We start from the raw sequence: 18,346 nt of genomic DNA, 5'->3' as shown, positions 1-18,346 counted from the left end.
CAAAAACGATATGTACGATTAAAGTGACTGTTCCTAACTCTGAAGAAACTATAGAGAAAGTTTTACTGCTCACTGAAAAACAAAAACAATTAGCTAAATTGTTTTTGTTTTAAATTGGGTGGCGCATTGACGAAGTCAGGAGTAGCTCAGTTGGTAGAGCAAAGGACTGAAAATCCTTGTGTCGGCAGTTCGATTCTGCCTTTCACCACAAAGCCCCACAATAGTGGGGTTTTGTTATTTAGGACTATCTCATTTCTCCCCATCTTATTTTTTTTCACTAAATGTGTACCTTAGCATTTTTAAATTGTTATTTTTACGCACTTTTTTAGATACTTAATAATTAAATAGGATGAGAGTTTATCAGACCAAAGAGATTAGGAATGTTTCACTTATGGGTGGACCAGGTTCGGGCAAAACGACCTTAGCTGAGTGTATGCTCTTCGAAGGTGGCGTGATTGACAGAAAAGGCAATGTTGAAAGTAAGAATACAACATCCGATTACAAGCCTATTGAGCATGAAAGATTAAACTCTGTTTATTCAACAGTTTTATTTGCAGAATACAATGATCGCAAAATTAATTTTATTGATAATCCGGGTTTTGATGATTTTGTTGGTGAAGCCATTGCTTCGATGAAAGTTGCAGATGTGAGTTTGCTACTCATGAATACCAACAATGGTATTGAGGTCGGTACAGAACTTTCGTGGAGACACGCAGCAAAATATAAACAACCTATTGTATTGGTCGCAAATCATCTGGATCATGAAAAAGCTGAGTTCGATGATTTGGTGAAAGAGGCTAAAGACTTTTTCGGAAATAAAGTTATTGTAGTACAATACCCTTACAATGCTGGAAAAGGATTCGACTCTATTATTGATGTTATTACAATGAAATTGTATAAATATCCTGTTGGTGGAGGAAAACCTGAGATTCTGGATATCCCATCTGAAGAAAAAGAAAAAGCTGAAGAATTGCAAAATGCATTAGTTGAAGCTGCAGCAGAGAATGACGATGCCCTCATGGAATTGTTTTTCGACAAAGGAACACTCAATGAAGATGAAATGAGGTCAGGTATTAAACTTGGACTGATAAATCGTGACATTTTCCCTGTATTTTGTACTTCAGCCAAAAACCACATTGGAATTACTCGTTTAATGGAATTCATCATTAATGTTATTCCATCCCCAGATGAGAATCCAATGAAATCTGATCAGGGTGAAGATATCGTATGTGAAGGTTCAAAACCTGCATCTGTATTTGTTTATAAAACAGCTTTTGAAGAGCATTTAGGTGAGGTTTCCTTTATGAAGGTAGTAACCGGAGATGTAACAGAAGGAGTTGATTTTGAAAATGTACAGACAGGTTCTAAAGAAAGAATCAGTCAGTTATATATGATAGCTGGTAAGAAAAGAGAAAAGGTAAATAAAGCTTGTGCCGGTGATTTGTTTGCTACCATTAAAATGAAGAATACCAAAACAAACAATACCCTCAATGCAAAAGGATCATCAGTTGTTGCTTCACCTATTGATTTTCCAGAACCAAAAATCAGAACAGCAGTTAAAGCAATTAATAATTCAGATGATGAAAAACTAGCTGCTTATCTTTTGAAAATGAATGTAGCTGACCCAACCATTATATTTGAGTATTCGAAAGAATTGAAACAAATGTTGATTCATGGTCAAGGGGAATTGCACATTAATATTGCCAAATGGCATTTGGAAACAGAACAAAAAATTCCTGTGGAGTTTTTCCCTCCAAGAATTTCCTATCGTGAAACAATCACAAAGCAAACACTATCTGACTATAAACATAAAAAACAATCAGGAGGATCTGGACAATTTGGTGAAGTATACCTAATGATTGAACCATTTGTAGAAGGTATGCCTGATCCACCTAAAGATAAGTATAACGTTCGTGGAAAAGAAGAAATTACTTTACCTTGGGGTGGAAAGCTTGTTTTTATCAATGGTATTGTTGGTGGAGTAATCGACACTCGTTATTTACCAGCTGTTCTGAAAGGTATCATGGAGAAAATGGAAGAAGGTCCGTTAACAGGATCTTATGCTCGTGATATTCGTGTAACGGCCTATGACGGAAAGATGCATCCTGTCGATTCAAATGAAATTTCATTTAAATTAGCAGGGAAACATGCGTTTGCAAGAGGATTCAAAAATGCTGGACCCAAATTACTTGAACCTATTTATTTGGTAGAAGTTGTTGTACCTGAAGAAAGAATGGGAGATGTTATTACTGATATTCAGGGACGAAGAGGAATGATCCTGGGTATGGAAGGGGAAGGTATATATCAGAAGGTTAAAGCTAATGTGCCATTAGCCGATATGAATAAATATTCAACAACTTTAAGCTCCATTACAAATGGAAGAGCTTCTTACTCAATGAAATATGTAGAATATCAGCAAGTACCACCAGATGTTCAGGATAGATTATTGAAAGAGTACGAAGAAAGTAAAAATGAAGAAGATTAAATTTTCATTAATACATTTGAAAACCCACTTATTTAAGTGGGTTTTTTGTTTTAGTTAAGCTTGTAACCTGAGTTCGGGATAACAAATATTTACAGCTTCTTGAGGTTTTTCATAGACAATCCAGATTTTTCAGGACTATCGTGATAATTCAATAAAATCTGGGAATGTGTATGGGAAACCTCATGAAGCCCAAAGGGAGAGCAAATAGAGCACAAACTTTAAAAAAGAAATCTCTTGAAATAACCAGTTATAACTTCAAAATTTCTTCTTCAAATCTTATCCCCTATTTGCTCTCTGTTATTTATTTCTTATCCCGAACTCAGGTTTGTATCTTTAGAACTGAAAATAATATCAAAAAAAAGCAACTGCGCAGGCAACTTACTTAATCAAGTCTACGTCTACAAAAACAGAAAGGGAAAATGAATGAAAAAAAGCTCAATAACGAAGATAAAAAACTTATTGAAGCTTGCCTTAAAGGAGATTCATTAGCTCAAAAAAGATTGTTTAAAAAATACTATAATTTAATGTTTGCCATTTGCTTAAGATATACCAACGATCAGGACAACGCAAAAGAAATTTTGCAGGAAGGCTATATCAAAGTATTTAACAATATTGCCAAGTTTAAATTTGAAGGGAACCTTAGCAGCTGGATAAAACGCATTATGATCAATACGGCCATTGACAGATATCGCAAAACGGTTAGTGAGCCTGATAAAATTGATCTCGAAAATAACGAAAACATAAGCACTAAAGCTGATGTCTATGCAAGTCTTGAAAAAGAAGATTTGTTAAAATGCGTTCAAAAATTACCGAATGGTTACCGTACTATTTTTAATATGTATGTAATTGAAGGATATTCTCATAAGGATATTGCACGCGAATTGGGAATTAATGAAGGTACCTCCAAATCACAATTGTTCAAAGCAAAGCAAATGCTTCAAGGCATGGTAAACGAACTATTTAAATAATGCCAGATAAAATTCAACATACTGACCCATTATTTGAAGCCTTTAATAAAGGACTAAAAGATTTTAATCCAAATATTCCTGAAGCAAATATGGATGCTGATTGGAGTAGGATTGAATCTAACATCAGTACGCCACAGCCTTCAACAGGCATGAGTGGTATGCAAGGAGTAGGGTTAAAAACTATTGGATTTGGTATTGCTGGAGTTGCTGTTGTGACTACGGCTATTTTCCTTCTTACGTCAAAACCTGAAAATGATATCGAATCAGCAGTAATAGAAGAGATTAACAAAACAGAATTATTTATTGAAGATCAAGTATCCATAGATATCCCTGAAGATCAAAGCACGAATTATAATCAAGAGGCAAAGCAAGAAATTATTATTTCTGAAAAATCTGAACTAAAAGATAATTCTATTATAGAAAAATCATCAACAGCTAGTAGTTCTATTGCTTCTAGTAGCGGCATTGAGAAAAAAGATGTCGTATCTGATAACCCTCCAACTGTCACCATTTGTTCAAACAGTCAAGAAGATTTACTTAAAGTTGCTGATGTCAGCTTTTCAGATACATTTATTTGCCTTGGAGAAGTTCTTAAAGTGTCATTCTACCAACCAGCAAGTAGTATGGGAATGCGTGTTTATGTGTTACTGCCGAATCAGAAAAAGCAAATTATCAATGGTGAAATTTCACATAAATTTAATAAATCAGGCGATTATTTTGTGGAGATTGTTTGCACAGATAATGTACAAGAAGTAAGTAGAAAGCAAAGAATAAGAGTTTTTGAATTACCTCAGGCTGAATTTAGTTATGAGAATAGCGATTCAAAAACCATAAATTTCGAAAATTTATCGAGCAATATAAGTACATCAATCTGGTCTTTTGGTGATGGCAATAATTCAAATGAAAACTCACCTGTTCATCAATATACTTCATCAGGAAATTACATGGTTATTTTAACAGTTAAAACAAAAGAAGGCTGTTCGAATGATCTATCAAAATATATTGATATTGTTACTGAAAATGAGAAAGTTTATCCACCCAATTACTTTACACCAAATGGTGATGGCAAAAACGATTATTATTACATTAGCCTTGAAAACACAGAAATATTCCAATTAACTATAATTGATAGGAGTGGAAACATATTATTTAACGCTTCCGATCCGAATCAAAAATGGGATGGAAAAGATATGAAAACTGGCAAAGAATGTCTTGAGGGTAACTATTACTATATGCTTACCTATAAATATAAAGGACAATTAGTTTCGGAAAAGAAATCTGGAACTATTTATTTAACGAGATAAAGATATAATTTTATAAATTTGAAATCAAATTCGATAGTTATGAAAAAGTTTAAGAAAATCCGGAATTTAGTACTAGGGGTGTTTTTGCTTAGCCTTATGGGCAGTTATGCACAAGCACAATGTACATTAAAAGCTGACAAAATCACAGCATGTCGGGGAAGTTCAATTAATTTCTCTATTCCTGCTACGACAACTTTCAGCTCTATTAAATGGTCATTTGGTAATGGCGACAGTAGTGTTCAGCCTACCAGTACCGTAAACTATATTTACGATACATTTGGGACATTTAATGCCTGTGTTACCCTTTTCAATTCTGATGGATCTATCAAATGTGGTCCTAGTTGTTTAACCATAACTATTTATGACAATCCGAAAGCAGATTTAATACTTCCACTTGAGAAAATTATGTGTTTTGAGCAGAATAGTTTCTGCTTTAAGGACAATTCTCTACCGGGCGTTTTTAATTCTGCACCAATCCAAACCTATTTATGGGATTTTGGTTCAGGAGACTCCAGTACAACACAGCATCCTTGTTGGTCGTATACACATGATGGAACGTATACCATTATTTTGACGGTTACCGATACAAATGGTTGTTGGGATACTTCGATGAAAACAACCAGTATTACGGTTCTTCCTAAACTGAATCCAAAATTTGAAACTCATTTTCAAATTGGTTGTCCTGAAACACCAGTTACATTCAAAAACACCATGGATACTGTCGGAAAATGTATTACCGAGTGGACTTGGGATTTTGGTGATGGTACTGTCATCACATCCGATAGCGATACCCTTTGGGGAAAGCCTTCGTTTGTTCATATTTATAAAAAAGATGGAACTTTTAATCCAACTTTAACTGTTCGAACCTGTCATGGTTGTGTCGACAGTCTTAAAAAGTTTTCCGGAGCTAAAAATATTTTCTACTATTTCGATATTGTTCAAAAATCTAATCCTCCACAGTGCTGGCAAGATAATAGCCTGTGTTTCGCTCAAAAACCCAGAAGAAATGCATATTATTGGTTATGGAACTTTGATGATCCTCCATCTATGTTGTTAAATACAAATGATGAGGAATGGGAGCCATGTCACCATTATACAGCACCTGGTGTTTATCATATTAGTTTGAAAATTTGGGAGCCAAACTGTATTCGAGATACAACATTCTGTACCTACATTCCTTTATTAGGACCTCAGGCAATGATCAACATGCCTCCTCCTCCTGCTTTCCCAGCAAACGATCAGTTACAGGCCAAGCCTATTCCTGTTTCATTCTGGCATACCATGTCAAGTACTTGTTGGAACCCTGCTGGTGATCCGGTTGATTATGTGATCAGATCAGCTAAAGCTCCGCTAGTAATAGGTCAGGTTGATTCATTTTGTAATAGTTTGCTTGACTCTGCAAATTTTGCAGATAATTATAAGCCACATCCTTGTCCGGCTGGAAGTCCGCATTTAGTTTCACGTGATTTCCCCATGCTTTCACCTCCTATCAGTACAACCTATATTTATGATGTTGTAGTTGATTCGACTGTACAAACGTGGAATCCGGGGAATAATATTCCTCCAGGTGTGCAATTTGAGACTGTTTACTTCCCTAAATCGGGAGGAGCTAACATTCAGACTATGCATGACACGGACTTGTTTAAGCATGATTGCTCTGGACCTAACTACGTTAGATTTACAAATAATTCAATAAAATATAGATGGTATTATGCCATTGATGATAATCCATTATTGTATTTCCCTGTTTTTGCCATGCGCACAGGTGCTGGTGCAAATCCTGATATGAAATTCGATAATTGCTACAATCCGTCCTATCCATGGGCTAGTGATAGTATGCAGTATTTGTGGAGTTTTGCTGATGGAGATCCTTGTACCTCAACAGAAGCTGTTCCCAATATTAATTGTCAGTTTTCTACAGAAATACAGCCTTGGCATCTTTACAAAGAAGATGGATGTTATAGTGTAACATTATCAGTTACAGATACAGTCACAAATTGTGTGAGTGAAGCCAGTGTTAATATTGTTATGGAAGCACCTGATGCAGGTTGGGAAGTAGCAAAATTTGGTATGTGGAAAAAGGATGTTCCAGCAATGGATTGGGCCAAACAATTATCAACTCCTCCAGCATTAGGGCGAAGAGGTGTTATATTGAATGGTACACCCTGCGTAGGAATTAACTATCCTCAAGTTCCTTCTTTTAATGAGACACTTCCATCTTGTGCACGTCAAACATGGTGGATGGTTTTTGACTCAGTATCAAATGGATTTGGAGGTTGTGGTACACCAACTGCTATCTGTACAGATCAAACCAAATTGGATATTGATGGAGATGGTGTTCGTGAATCTATAGAAAATCACACACAGTATGATTGTGCATGGGTTGATGAAATTACCTTTATGATGATGGGTAATCAGTGGATATATGGTGATGGTGGTTGGAAAACAATCGGTTTAATCATCAAAACTGGTGATTGTTTTGATACATTTTTCTACCATGACTATAAGTATATTGCCGATTTAAATAATGCATTCAACATTAATGATCCATATAATTATAATGCAGCCACAGGTAAATATTTGCCGATGGATTATGCTGCTAACCAGCATCTGCGTTTATGTCCTAATTTACAATCTATATTAACGGTTGGCGATACCGATCAGGTTGGTATTGTTGATTTTAGATTCTTTGTCGACAAATACTTCCCGGGAGCCTCACCATTATGGCCTTCTGTACATATGGAAGACAGTTGTCAAATAACCAAACCGGATACTATTTGGTGGATGTGTCACAAGGATTCATTTACTATCGATCCATTTAATCCGAAGAAAAAGATTTATTTCGGCTGTTTTATGTATCCTGATTTTACACGAAATAAAAAAGTTGATCCAATAGAGTGGGCTGATTTTGCTGCAAGAGGATATTTCCCTGCTGATACATTCCCTCAGCTTACATTAACTGATTCATTTTATATGAAGCAGGATGGAGCTCCACATTTAACTGATATTGAGCATGATTGGAGTTTGAATGTTCCCGGTAAATACCGTGTAACATCTACAATAAAGAATGTGTATGGTTGTGCAACCGGTAGTGCTGCACGAATAGTTGTAGGACACTATTCTAACTTTGAAGCTGATGATCGCATAATTTGTTATGAAGGTGGTGGAGATACCGTTATATTTACGCATGACGTGCGTTATTTCTGGATTAAGCAAACTCCATTTGAGCCAGATTTAAATCCAAATGAGTTTTGGGTTGACCCCGCCAATACTACAGGTATTATAGGCCCACCAACCAATGATGCTATGTTTGGTACAAGAGCAGGTGTTCCTGTAGCTCCTTCTGTTCCTGAGCGTGTAGAGTGGGATTTCGGAGACGGTACAGGATGGCATACCAATGCCATGCTAACTGATACTATTTTCTGGGTATTTAATAAGCCCGGTGATTATACGATTACCATGAGAACAACAGACAGTAATGGATGTGTTCAGGATTTGGAGAGGAAAGCATATGTTAAAGTGATGGGTGTTGTTGCTGATTTCGATACAATCAATGCTCCAGCTGTTTGTGCTCCTCAACCAGTTAAATTCGTTGATTTGTCAATGTCGTTGAATAACTACACCTATGTGTTTGATAAAAACGGACAAATTATCGACAGTACCATGGTTGATAGTGTTGTTTACTGGACATGGAGTTTCCATGATGACAGAGGTAGTAACTCAATTTCATATATTAAGTCACCTACACATACTTATATTACTAACGGTACTTATGATGTTACGCTTATTGTGCGTATGCTAAACGGTTGTGTCGATACGATTACAAAACCAGCTTACATAAATATTACAGGGCCACAGCCTAAGTTCTGGCTCTACAAAAATGGTGAGAAGCGTTATAACGATACCATTTGTGCTGGAGAGTTTATTGTTGTTCTGGATTCATCTGGTTCAACTACTGACTGGCAGTTTGTGAAAGGTGATAATACCATTATGGCAGACACTAGCCGACCAGCAAACCATCAATTTGCTATCCAGTATACAAAACCAGGTACGTATAATATTTATCTAAATGCAACCGCAAAAGTATTCTATCCAACACCTCCTCCAGGATATTGGGGAGATTGTACGGCAAATTATGCCAGGACAGATAATCCGGAAGATACCTTCTTTACGGTAGTGGTTATGCCTGTTAAAGCTTCTGCTTTTGGCGGAGATACAATACTTTGTGATGGAGATGTAGCTACTTATATAGATAGTTCTGCAGTTCAATTTGATGATATCATTTGGAACTTTGGAGATGGATCAGGATATTCTGCACATAAGCAAGGAGAAACTGTAACGCATATATTTACAACGGGTGCTACTTCATACGATACAACCTATAGTGTTGAAATAGATGCTAAAATTCATCCTGATAGTTTGTCTTGTCCTGATAAAATCAAGACTCTGCCAGTGCGTGTTATGAAAACAGATGCTGTAATGGCTGTCAAAGATAATTCAATGCCGGTATTCACCTTTGAAAATAGTGCAAAAGGTGCCACTCATTACGAGTGGACGGTTACTGGAACATCTGAAGAAGGTCATGTATTTGATGAGTCATACCTAACGCAGTCGCAAGATGTTTATGTGTTCGACTTTGAAGATTATAAAGGAGAATATACAGTATGCTTGTGGGCATGGATTGAAACTCCGGGTCTGAATGGATGTTTAGATACTTCATGTGTTGTAATCAATAATACATTTGAGGTTTCTGTTGGCTTCCCGAATATCATGACTCCTAATGGTGACGGAATTAACGATGAGTTGAATTTCAAAGATCCTCAAGGTACTTATGATGTTCCACATGGTGTTACTTTCTGGGAAGTACAGGTGTTCAACAGATGGGGTGAAAAAGTATTTGAGTCAGACGATCCTGCAGTTCATTGGAATGGCTTGATGACTAATACTGGAAACCGCTGTGCTGACGGTACATATTACTGGACATTGAACTACCAATTAAGAGGAGAAGAGTTCAAGAGTCGTTCAGGTACAGTTACTGTACTTAGATAAAACAGTATTATCCAATAATTTACAGGCTGGTTCTATTTTAGAGCCAGCCTTTTTTTATGTAAAAATTTCTGTAACTTGAAGTTCTAATACCTGATCTTCAATTTGAATTATTACAGGAATGCATGGGAGAAAGTGCCTGTTATGCGGGCAATAATTCCTTTTTTAGCGGGAATACTACTGGCTATTGTATTTCCTCAGTTTCCAATTTTTGCTTGTTTACTGATACTGTTTTTTTCTATAGCAATTAGCTTACTTATTAATAAAATTAGAATCTCCTTAACCTTTAGATTCCGAATTGTTCAGGGAATTTTAATGCATACAGCCATATTTTCAGCTTCCTTATTGCTGACTATTTCAACAAATCAAATAGCCTTTAATAAGCACTTTTCTCATCTTGCTAAGCATGATTCCTTTTTAATTCTAAAAGTAAAGGAAACTCCAGAAGAAAAAGAGAACACCTATAAAATGCTTTGCAAAGTAATAAGTGTTTGCGACTCCAGTCATATTCAATCAAGCACTGGAAAGCTGTTAACCTATATCCGAAAAGATAGTCTAGCTGCAGAAATCAGGTATGGCGATATATTGGTATGTTCAAATAATGCTCAATTGGTTGAGGAACCTAAAAATCCAGGGCAATTTGATTTTAAAAGATTCTTATCATACAAACAGATTTATCATCAGGCATTTTTAGAAAATACCAAATGGACACAAACTTCCTCAAACAAAGGTTTCTTTTTATTAAAATATATTTACGATTTACGAATTTCCATAGTCAACTTACTTGAAGAAAACATTAGTGGAAAAGACGAGAGTGCAATTGCAACGGCTTTATTAGTTGGATACAAAGCAGAGCTTAGTGATGAGGTCAAGGAATCCTTTGCCAGCACCGGAGCCATGCATGTGCTGGCTGTTTCAGGCTTGCATGTGGGTATCATCTTTATTGTTTTTAGTTTCATGTTTAAAGGCTTGCGTAAAAGGCCCAATGGCAAATGGCTTTATCTGATAATTAATCTAAGCCTACTTTGGACCTATGCTGTCATAACGGGCTTGTCTCCTTCGGTTTTACGTGCTTGTTCTATGTTCTCCTTTGTCATTATTGGAAAACATTTAAGAAGAGCGCCCAATATTTATAGCTCATTAATTACGTCAGCAATATTCCTGTTGATTTTAAACCCATATTTAGTAACTCAGGTGGGTTTTCAACTTTCTTATGCTGCTGTATTTGGAATTGTCTTTTTCCAACCTCGATTTTACAAATGGCTTGATTGGAAGAGATTCTGGTTAGGCGACAAAATATGGGCGCTTACAACTGTTTCACTTTCTGCACAGTTGGCAACCTTTCCGCTAGCCTTGTTTTATTTTACAATATTTCCCGTTTACTTTCTAATATCCAACCTTATTGTTATTCCTGCTGCAAGTATAATTATTTATGTAGGTTTTGCTTATCTGATATTTGAAGCAATAGGTTTGGTATTTATTAGTAAGTATTTGGTATTGGCTTTAGATCAAATTATTACAACCTTAAATAAGGCTATTTTGTTAATCAGAGATTGGCCAAAAGGATTGATTGAAGAGGTATATATCAGCGCTGAAATGATGATTATTGTTTATGTTATCATATTCTCATCAGCATTATTTCTAATCAATAAGCACAAAGTTTACCTTTATTTTAGTTTACTATCAATTTTTGTATTTGTAAGTATTTTTAGCATCTGGAATGTGCGCAACCACACCAATCAACGAATAGTAATTTATGCAATTCCCAATAGCACATTAATTGGCTTTTTTGATGGGAAGTCGGTCACCTTTTTAGGTGATTCGGCCATTCTCTCGAATTATGAATTAAGAAAATACAACACCTTCAGAGATTTATGGCGACATGGGGTTAAGTCTGCAAATGTGACGAATCTGACTATTGGGAGTCAATATAATTCAGATCGTTTGTATATTAATAGAAGTTTCATCCAATTCATGAATCAAAAACTTATTTTATATAATGGAGAAATTGAATATGCCAGCGATGAGAAAATTGATTGTAATAAGCTGATTCTTTATGGGAAGCATTATATTGATTTTCAAAAGTTGGAAGAAGTGTTTAAGCCTGACCTGATTGTATTGGATCAATCACTCAAATACAAAAAACGAAATGCAATTCTAAGTTTGTTGAAGGAAACGGAATTGAATTATTCAGACCTTAAATCAGGTGCAGCTATTATAATTGAATGATTATTTCAGTATGGATGGAATAGTTTGGCTGAAATTGCAGAAATTCGAGCTCGAATAAATATGAAGAAAAATGTATAGAACACACACTTGTGGGGAATTGAATGTTGAGCACATTGGGCAAATAGTAAAGCTGAGTGGTTGGGTGCAAAAATCCCGTGATTTAGGAGGAATGACCTTTGTTGATTTGAGAGATCGTTATGGAATTACTCAGCTGGTTTTTAATATGGAAACCAATGCTGATTTGTGTCAGCAAGCCAGAAAACTAAATAGAGAAGATGTGATTAGCATTGATGGTGTTGTTGCTGAAAGAAGCAATAAAAACCTCAAAATGCCAACTGGTGAAATTGAAATCATAGTGGATTCAATACGTGTTTTAAATAAATCCAAACTACCTCCTTTTACTATCGAAGATAAAACGGATGGAGGCGATGAAATACGGATGAAATATCGTTATTTGGATATTCGCAGGAATCCTGTTAAAAACAATTTGTTGCTCCGACATCAAATGTCGACTGAAACAAGAACATATTTAAGCAATCAGGGCTTTATTGAAATTGAGACACCATTCTTAATAAAATCTACACCAGAGGGTGCACGCGATTTTGTTGTTCCCTCACGTATGAATGTGCATGACTTTTATGCCTTGCCTCAATCGCCTCAAACCTTCAAGCAATTGCTAATGGTAGGTGGTATGGATAAATACTTCCAGATTGTGCGTTGTTTTAGAGATGAAGATTTACGAGCTGACCGTCAACCTGAGTTTACACAAATCGATTGTGAAATGGCTTTTGTTGAACTGAAGGACGTTCTTTCAACTTTTGAAGGATTAGCCAGACATTTATTTAGCAAAGTTCTTGGTGTCGAAGGTCTTGAGTTTGACCGCATAGCCTATGCAGATGCGATGAAATATTATGGAAGTGATAAACCTGATACCCGTTTCGATATGCGTTTTGTTGAGCTCCATGAACTTGTTAAAAATAAAGGATTCAATGTTTTTGATAATGCAGAATTGGTTGTTGGTATAAATGCAAAGGGGTGCGGAAACTATAGCCGTAAAGATTTGGATCTGCTAACTGAATTTGTTCGTAGACCACAAGTTGGCGCAAATGGAATGGTGTATGTAAAATGCAATGAAGATGGAACTTTCAAGTCCTCAGTAGATAAGTTTTATGATCAGGAACAGCTTAAATCATGGGCAGAAGCAATGGATGCAAAAGCAGGTGATTTGATATTGGTGTTAGCAGGAGATCTGAACAAAACTCGATTTGCTATGTCTGAGCTTCGCTTGGAAATGGCTGATAGATTGAACCTTAAAGATAGAAAAACATTTAAACCTCTTTGGGTAACTGATTTCCCATTATTGGAATGGGATGAAGGAAGTCAACGATTCCATGCTATGCATCATCCATTTACCTCTCCTGTAGAGGAAGATATTGCATTACTTGAAACAGAACCCGGAAAGGTAAGAGCCAATGCATACGATCTGGTTATAAATGGTGTTGAAATAGGTGGTGGATCAATCAGGATTCATGATAGGGAATTGCAGAAGCAAATGTTTAAAGCATTAGGCTTTACAGATGAAGAAGCCCAAAACCAGTTTGGTTTTTTAATGAATGCTTTTGAATATGGAGCTCCTCCACATGGTGGAATAGCCTTTGGATTTGACCGTTGGTGTGCATTATTCGGTGGTAGCGATTCTATTCGAGATTATATTGCTTTTCCAAAAAACAATTCAGGTAGAGATGTGATGATAGAATCTCCCTCACGAATTGCCCAGGAGCAGTTGGATGAGTTGGGCTTGAAATTGAAATAATATCATGAAAAAAAAGCTACTTGTATTATTCATTATTACATCTCTTGTTAGCTGTCAGAGCAATAATGTAAAAACTGAAACTGAGGTTCAAAGTCAACGAAATGAAAATATTCCTACATTAGACTTGGGTCATGGATTTACAATTGAAGGATCTGATATTGAGACTTACAGGAAATATGGAGTGTTCACAAAACTTGAAATTCTGAGAGATGGTATAGTTATATATGATTACGACAATGTAGATGAGTTTAATATTGAAAAGCTAGAGGTTTATTTAATCCCGCTTAAAGAAGAAAATGAATTCGAAATACTCTTTGAAGAACATCAGCCACCTTCAAAAAGCAGGTTAATAAAATTGTATATAAAAAACAATAATGTCATGTCTAGGGAACAAGTTCCTTCATTTGAAAGAGAAGCCACTAATCTTGATGATGACAAAAACCTAGAATTTGCAGGATATTGGAATTGGACAGAACCTCTTGATGATAAAAATGAGTTTACTTATTACAACCCAATATTATTTTATGAGATTACGGACTTAGGGCTTAGATTAGATACAATCCTAACACAAAATGTTAATGTTTACATTTATGGGAATTTCAATGGATTTGCAGAAGGTTCTGGTGGAAAACAACAAATTGAAAAGCTACATATTAGAAACAAAGTCATTGATTTAATAAAGGGAGGAGATATAAGTAGTATTAATAGCACACTAAATTATCAGGGAGCAAATCCTGTGATTACCTTTATAGGAGAAGAGGTTTACAATGACACCTTAGTTTTTAAAAGGAGGTTTTTGGTGCAAATTGAAGTAGAAGGTGTTCCTGCTACATTGTTAAGAATTTCAATTACAAATGGGACAATAAGAAGGACAAATTTACCCGGGCAATATGAAATATGTCCCAAAATACCAGGTAAATTGAGGTTTTCAATTGCTTATTTTGATGAAAGAAGTCCAGAAGCGTTTGAATTTGTTGCTGAAGGAATGTTTGTATTAGTAAGCAAGTAGTTTATTAATATCCATTGATTTAAAAGTAATTAACTATTTCGTCCCTACGGGAATTTTTTTAAGTTCTATTTGGGAGTAACCAATTTACTGTCCTTACAGGACAAGCAATGATTTTGATACAAGTCTTATCTCCCAAGGAATATTGGCGAATTTGGGATAGGACTATTGATTATTTGTAATTATGTGGATACTAAAGATCCTATTTGTCCCGCTAGGGACAATATTCCGGTTGCTCAAAGGATTGATGCTGTAGGAAGTGCCTTTAGGTACGAAATCATCTTACAGAGAGACAGTAGCAGGTAATCATGTTAAGCTGAAAAAAGGGTATAATATTCCGTCCCTATGGGACTTATTCTTGGATTTTTTTGGAAATGACCAATATACTGTCCTTACAGGACAAGTATATGATTTTGATACAAGTCTTATCTCCCAAGGAATATTGGCGAATTTGTTTGGGACTTTTTATTTTTCGTAATTGACGAGTGGATGCTAAAGATTCTGTTTATCCCGTTAGGGATAATATCCCGGTTGCTCAAAAGATTAATGTTGCATTAAGTACCTTTAGGTACGACATTAAATCAAGGGCTTAAAAAGAAATTGATTATCATATTCAATATCAAATTCATGAAGTAATTCTACATATTCTTCATTGAAGCTTTTCTTCTTATGATGAATTTCCTGATTTTTGATGTACTTAATAACTTTCGGTAAATCTTGCTTGCTGTATGAAAATGCACCATAGCCCCCCTGCCATGAAAATTGTACAGGAAGAAATCCTTTTTCATTGATCCATTTTGATGAACTCCCTTTGATATCTTTTAGTAAATCTGATATGGATTGAGCAGGACGTAAACCAAGCAAAATATGAATGTGATCAGGCATTCCATTAATGATTAATGGCTTATGATTATTTTCTTTAATAATACCTATGATGTATCTGTACAATTCTTCTTTCCAGCTATTTTGAATTAAACATGCACGATATTTTACAACGAATACAGCTTGAATATGAATTTGAGTATATGTGTTTGCCATGATGATATGTTTTTATCATTCCCAGCGGAATTATTAAACGTAATTTATTGCACTACAATATCATTTCTCCATCAGAAAAATTATATCGTTTTTAATATAGATTCCCACATCAATTCAGCTGTTTTATCCCAGCTAAATTTTTGTCTTTGAATTTTAGATTTTTCAATTAAAGAGTTTCGAAGTTCTGAATTGGTGGATATTTTATGCATAGCCTCACTGATATCATCCAAATCAAATGGATCAACAATTAATGCTGCGTTTCCGGCCACTTCTGGAAGCGAAGATCGATCAGAAGTAATAATGGGAACATCACAATTCATGGCTTCGAGTAGTGGAATTCCAAAACCCTCAAAATAGGAAATGTAGACCAAAGCAAGTGCCGATGCCAGCGTTTGTGCTAAATCATTATCTGATAATCGACCAGTGAAAATTACATCTGATTTGTATTTCATCGATTCAAAGACTTGATCCATTTCAGCCAAACGCCATGCTTTTGTCCCAACAATTAATAGCTTAATATCCTGATCTGATTTTGTTCTAAATCGATCAAATGCTTTCAGCAGATTTACAATATTTTTTCGCTGGTGTAGTGCGCCAATATAAATGAAGTATTCCTTCCCGTCTGTATATCTATTGCGAATTTCTATTTTATGATCTTCTGAAATAGGTTTGAAATGATCGGAAGATCCATTGTAAACGACATCAATAAGGTTTGGATCAGTCGAATACCATTCACAAATGTCATTTTTACTAAATTCAGAAACGCTTGCAATACGATCAGCTTTCCAGGCAAATTTCGGAAAGAAGTAGCGGTAATATTTTCGAGCAATCCATGGAACATCCTTAGGATAATGTTCAAACGCTAAATCATGAATTATAGCTAGCGTTTTTGTTTTAGTTCGAAGAGTTACATAGCCATCACATGAAATAAACAAATCGGCTTTGGCTTGTTTAAGAAATCTGTGAACAGAAAACTCAAACCACAAAAACCACAAAAAAGGATGTCTTGCTGGAGGTCTTAAAACAATTCCTTTTATATTTTGAGCAAAAATATATTCCTCATCAAATGCCCTGTCGAATAAAAAAATGAATTCGTGATCAGGGTTGTTTTTACAAATTCGCTTGAAAGTTTCTGCAGTAAACACACCAATTCCTTCCAGTTTATTTTTGATTAGAAATCGTGTATTGACTACAATTCTCATGATTTTTATGTGGATTTAAAAGAATGATACAAAAATACACTCTTTTGTTAAGACTGCCCTAAATTCATTAATTCTAAAGTTATCAACAGCATATAAGAAAAGCAATATGGCATCGTTTATTCTTTTTATTGTTTTGTTGCTTTTTTTAAGAAATTTGCGTTTGTTTTGCTCTGAAAATAATATCTTAAGCGACTTATAAAAGTCGGTTGAGTACTTTTAAAACTAGTTTTATTGATATATCGCATGGTCGAGAAGAAGAATGATTTTATAGAAGTTTTAAGATTTATCTGGAAATGGAAATTTTATTTAGCTGCAATAAGTATAGTAGCTGCAATTATTGTTGCTATTTTTTCTGGTCCTAAATTTATTACCCCCAAATATGAGTCCTATGTAATTTTTTATCCAACAATACAAATGTCAGTATCCAAAGGTTTATTAAGTGAAAATCAATATGGTGATAATGATTTTTTGACTATTGGTGAAGGCGAAGAAGCAGAGCAATTATTGCAAATTCTGCAATCAGATCTCATAGGTGCAAAAATTAAGAAAAGATATAATCTCATGGAGCATTATGGGATTGATCCTGATGAAAAATATGCGAATACAAAATTTGGAATTAAGTTTCATAAAAATGTTAAATCGGCATTAACGGAATACACATCCATTAAAGTTAGTGTTCGAGATGAAGATCCTGTGATGGCGGCCAATATTGCCAATGATATTGTGGAGATTATGGATACCATCCGAAATAGTATTCTCAAACAAAGGGCAAACGATGGAATGAAAATCGTGGAAAAGGATTTCAATGAAAAAAAAGCATATGTGCAAAGCATTGTGGATTCCCTGAATGCTTTGGCAAAATTGGGCGTACTTGATTTTGAGGGACAATCAGATGCATTAAGTCAGGCTTATGCAGATGCCATTTCAAGAGGGAGTTCTGCTTCACTCCGTTCGATCGATGAAAAGCTGAAGGTTTTAGCCGTGTATGGCCCAACACAAGCTTGGTTATCTGGCGAATTAGAATATGAATTAGAAGAAGTTGTAAAGCTCAGAACAAAATACAAGCAGATAAAAGCAGATGTAGAAAGCATTGTCCCAAATAAATTTATAATAGAAAGAGCAGGAGTAGCCGAGCGCAAAGCCTTTCCTCGCAGATCAATCATTACAATAGTAGGCTTTTTCTCTGCATTGCTATTTGCAATAGTTCTTTTTATTTTTATTGAGAATTTCAAGCATATACAGAAAAAGTAATTTC

At 35.3% G+C, this 18,346-nt stretch carries 10 protein-coding genes and 1 tRNA gene; 9 read left to right on the top strand and 2 right to left on the bottom strand.

Annotation, left to right across the window (positions count from 1 at the left end):
- Positions 1-138 precede the first annotated feature (138 nt).
- The 8 genes from HOG71_12745 (at position 139) to HOG71_12710 (ending at position 14,854) form a co-directional block, all read left to right on the top strand.
- Positions 139-208 (top strand) — tRNA-Phe (locus tag HOG71_12745).
- 141 nt (positions 209-349) lie between these two features.
- Entirely contained in the window at positions 350-2,485 is a 2,136-nt protein-coding gene (locus tag HOG71_12740; protein ID MBT5991712.1) for an elongation factor G, read from the top strand.
- A 419-nt stretch (positions 2,486-2,904) separates the two neighbouring features.
- On the top strand, positions 2,905-3,453 hold the full coding sequence (locus HOG71_12735; GenBank protein ID MBT5991711.1) for an RNA polymerase sigma factor: 549 nt from the start codon (positions 2,905-2,907) through the stop codon (positions 3,451-3,453).
- Positions 3,453-4,757 carry a T9SS type B sorting domain-containing protein gene (locus HOG71_12730; GenBank protein ID MBT5991710.1) on the top strand — a complete coding sequence of 435 codons (1,305 nt, stop codon included), beginning with the start codon at positions 3,453-3,455 and terminating at the stop codon, positions 4,755-4,757. Before HOG71_12735 ends, HOG71_12730 begins: the two co-directional genes overlap by 1 nt.
- A 39-nt stretch (positions 4,758-4,796) precedes the next feature.
- The gene (locus HOG71_12725) at positions 4,797-9,806 is read left to right on the top strand and encodes a PKD domain-containing protein (protein MBT5991709.1); all 5,010 of its coding nucleotides are present in this window, start codon (positions 4,797-4,799) and stop codon (positions 9,804-9,806) included.
- A 141-nt stretch (positions 9,807-9,947) separates the two neighbouring features.
- A complete protein-coding gene (locus tag HOG71_12720) occupies positions 9,948-12,032 on the top strand; it encodes a ComEC family competence protein (GenBank protein MBT5991708.1) in 2,085 nt (694 codons plus the stop codon).
- A 70-nt stretch (positions 12,033-12,102) separates the two neighbouring features.
- Positions 12,103-13,845, top strand: a complete 1,743-nt coding sequence (aspS, locus tag HOG71_12715) for an aspartate--tRNA ligase (GenBank protein ID MBT5991707.1) — start codon at positions 12,103-12,105, stop codon at positions 13,843-13,845.
- A gap of 4 nt (positions 13,846-13,849) precedes the next feature.
- The gene (locus HOG71_12710) at positions 13,850-14,854 is read left to right on the top strand and encodes a hypothetical protein (protein ID MBT5991706.1); all 1,005 of its coding nucleotides are present in this window, start codon (positions 13,850-13,852) and stop codon (positions 14,852-14,854) included.
- 573 nt (positions 14,855-15,427) lie between these two features.
- On the opposite strand, the gene tnpA is transcribed toward HOG71_12710, so the two are convergent.
- Both tnpA and HOG71_12700 read right to left on the bottom strand, forming a co-directional pair.
- Positions 15,428-15,889 (bottom strand): IS200/IS605 family transposase, encoded by a 462-nt coding sequence (tnpA, locus tag HOG71_12705; GenBank protein MBT5991705.1) that lies wholly within the window; start codon positions 15,887-15,889, stop codon positions 15,428-15,430.
- Positions 15,890-15,969: 80 nt separating this feature from the next.
- Positions 15,970-17,091 carry a glycosyltransferase family 4 protein gene (locus HOG71_12700; GenBank protein MBT5991704.1) on the bottom strand — a complete coding sequence of 374 codons (1,122 nt, stop codon included), beginning with the start codon at positions 17,089-17,091 and terminating at the stop codon, positions 15,970-15,972.
- Positions 17,092-17,322: 231 nt separating this feature from the next.
- On the opposite strand from HOG71_12700, the gene HOG71_12695 reads away from it, so the two are divergent.
- On the top strand, positions 17,323-18,342 hold the full coding sequence (locus tag HOG71_12695) for a hypothetical protein (GenBank protein MBT5991703.1): 1,020 nt from the start codon (positions 17,323-17,325) through the stop codon (positions 18,340-18,342).
- Positions 18,343-18,346 lie beyond the last annotated feature (4 nt).

This window comes from Bacteroidota bacterium (assembly GCA_018698135.1).
GTDB lineage: Bacteria > Bacteroidota > Bacteroidia > CAILMK01 > JAAYUY01 > JABINZ01.
Note: the sequence above shows the minus strand (reverse complement) of the source record. Positions and strands in the feature narration are given on the sequence as shown.